Annotated in this window: 1 protein-coding gene; it reads right to left on the bottom strand. The window is 71.3% G+C overall.

Annotated features, from left to right (window positions below; all coding sequences use genetic code 11):
• Positions 1 to 3,240 (bottom strand): SDR family NAD(P)-dependent oxidoreductase (locus tag IH13_RS40040; protein WP_158791535.1); only part of this gene is annotated, 3,240 nt, incomplete at both ends.

Consider the following 3,240-nt stretch of genomic DNA (forward strand, 5'->3'; position numbering starts at 1 on the left):
TCCGGCCAGCCGACCGACTCGGTCAGCAGCTCGACGGCTCCCGCCGACCAGTCCACCTGTGAGGACGGGGTGTCGACGTGCAGGGTGCGCGGCAGCGTCCCGTGTCGCATCGCCATCACCACCTTGATGATCCCGGCCACGCCGGCCGCAGCCTGGGTGTGACCGATGTTCGACTTGATCGACCCGAGCAGCAGCGGCCTGCCGTCCACGCGCTCCTGTCCGTAGGTCGCCATGAGCGCCTGCGCCTCGATCGGGTCACCCAGCCGCGTCCCCGTACCGTGCGCCTCGACCACGTCGACCTGGGACGCGGAAAGCCCCGCCGAGGCGAGTGCCTGCCGGATGACACGCTGCTGGGCCGGACCGTTCGGGGCCGTCATGCCGTTCGACGCGCCGTCCTGGTTGACCGCCGAACCTCGCACGACCGCCAGGACCTCGTGACCGTTTCGCCGCGCGTCCGACAGCCGCTCCACCAGCAGCATCCCGACGCCTTCGCCCCAGCCCGTGCCGTCCGCCGCATCGGCGAACGCCTTGCACCGGCCGTCCTCGGCCAGACCACGCTGACGGGAGAACTCGATGAACGCCCCGGGCGTCGACATCACCGTGACGCCACCGGCCAGGGCCAGTGAGCACTCCCCCGCCCGCAGCGCCTGAATCGCCAGGTGCAGCGCGACGAGCGACGACGAGCACGCCGTGTCCACCGTCACCGCCGGGCCTTCGAGTCCGAAGGTGTACGAGAGCCGGCCCGACACGGCACTGGCACCGTTGCCGGTCCCCATGTGGCCCTCGGCGTTCTGAGCCGACATGAACAGCAGCGCCGAGTAGTCCTGGCCGTTCGTACCGGTGAACACTCCGGTACGGCTTCCACGCAAGGAGGCCGGGTCGATTCCTGCCCGCTCGAACGCCTCCCACGACGTCTCGAGCAGCAGTCGCTGCTGCGGGTCCATCGCGGTGGCCTCGCGGGGGGAGATCCCGAAGAAGCCGGGGTCGAAGTCCCCGACGTCATGGAGGAATCCGCCCTCCGACACGTACGAGGTACCAGGGTGGTCCGGGTCCGGGTCGTACAGCGAGTCCAGGTCCCAGCCGCGGTTGACCGGGAACCCGGACACCCCGTCGGCGCCTGCGGCAAGCAGCTCCCACAGTTCTTCCGGTGAGCGGACGCCCCCGGGGAACCGGCAGCTCATGCCGACGATCACGATGGGGTCGTCGTGGTCCGCCACTGCCACGGCCGTGAAGGCGTCGGACTGCTGGAGTTCGCCGCCGAACAGCTCAGTACGCAGATGGTCGGCGAGGACCGTCGGCGTCGGGTGGTCGAACACCATGGTGGCGGGGAGCGTCAGCCCGGTCTCCCGGGCAAGAGCGTTACGGAGTTCGACAGCGGTCAGCGAGTCGAAGCCCAACTCACGGAACGTACTGGCCGCCGTGACCGACTCGGCACTCGGGTGCGCCAGCACGACCGCAGCCTGCTTGCGTACGAGCTCCAGCAGGGCCCTTGCCCTCTCCCCTCCCGTGGCCGTCGCCAGCCGGTCCCGCAGGACTGAGGTTCCGGCACCGGCCGTCGGGATCGGCTCCTGCAGCGTGCGTGCTTCGGCGACTCCTGCCAACAGTCTGCTCGGGCGGAGCGCGGTGTACGCCGGGGCGAAGCGCGTCCAGTCGACGTCGGCCACCACGATGAGGGAGTCGTCCTCGGACAGCGCCTGCTGCAGAGCCGCGACGGCTCGTTCCGGCGCCATGGCCGGCAGTCCACGTCGGAGCAGGTGGGCCTCGGCCTCGCCCTGCGCCATGCCGCCCTCGGCCCACGGCCCCCAGGCCACCGAAGTGGCTGCCCGACCTCGCGCACGACGGCTGAGCGCCAGGGCGTCGAGATGGGCGTTGGCTGCCGCATAGGCGGCCTGGCCTCCGCTGCCCCAGACTCCCGCGATCGAGGAGAAGAGGACGAACGCGTCAAGCGGCCCCTCCTCGCCTTCGTCCGTGAACACCTCGTCCAGGTTCATCGCCCCGGTGACCTTGGCGTGCAGAACGGCTTCGAGGCCGGCGGCGTCCAGATCGGCCAGCGGATGCGACGTGGCCTCTCCGGCCGTGTGCAGCACTGCCCCTACCGGTGCGCCGGCGGCCCGGAGGCCGTCCGCCAGTTCGGTGAGTGCGGCGCGGTCGGTGACGTCACACGATGCGACGGTGACAGCCGCTCCGAGCGAGACGAGTTCATCCCGCAGTTGTGCCGCACCCGGGGCGTCCATGCCCCGTCGGCTGGTGAGCACCAGCCGCTCGGCGCCGTTGCGGGCGGCCCAGCGGGCCACGTGAGCCCCCAGGACTCCCGTACCACCGGTGATCAGTACCGTCCCGCTCGGTGACCATGCGGATCCCTGCCCGGTACCGGGTGCACGAACGAGACGTCGTACGTACACACCCGACGCCCGGACCGCGATCTGGTCCTCGTCGTCGATGCCCGCAAGCGCCGCGCAGACACGTCCCACAGCACGCTCGTCCAGCACCTCGGGCAGGTCGAGCAACCCGCCCCAGTGCTGGGGGTGTTCGAGTGCGGCCACCCGTCCCAGCCCCCAGACCTGCGCCTGAGCGGGGCTGACGATCCCGTCCGACCTGCCCACCGACACCGCACCGCGGGTGAGGCACCACAGCGGTACCGTCCTGCCCGCGTCGCCCAGGGCCTGGAGGAGGGTCAGGGTCCTCAGGACCCCTGCACCCACCGTTCCGGAGGCCGGATCCCCGGCCGCTGCCGGCAGTGCTGCCACTCCGGCGAGTTCGGGGTAGCCGGCGAGTATTGCGGAAAGCTCATCCCGGCCGACTGTGTCGGCGAGCGGAAGGTGGATGACGTCGGCGCCGTGTGCGCTGATCCCGTCAACGACGGGACGCGCCGCGTGGCTCTCCTCGGGCGTGACCACCAGCCAGGTGCCCGGCAGCTCCGTACGCGGAACGGCGGAGACGGACTGCCAGGTGGCCCGGTAACGCCAGGCGTCGACCGTGGACAGGTTGCGGCTCTGCCGACGCCACGACGAGAGCGCGGGCAGCATCGCCTCGAGCGGCTCCAACTCGGCTGATCCCAGGGCCGCCCCGAGCGCCACAGCGTCTTCCTGCTCCACGGCGTCCCAGAACTTCGCGTCGAGGGAGGAGGCATCCGGGGCTCCCTTGCCACCCATGAGGGGCGCCCCGCCCTCGGGCCAGAAGCGCTCGCGCTGGAATGCGTAGGTGGGCAGCTCGATACGGCGGGCGCCGGTGCCGGCGAAG

The organism is Streptomyces sp. NRRL WC-3549 (genome assembly GCF_000721935.1).
Lineage (GTDB): Bacteria > Actinomycetota > Actinomycetes > Streptomycetales > Streptomycetaceae > Streptomyces.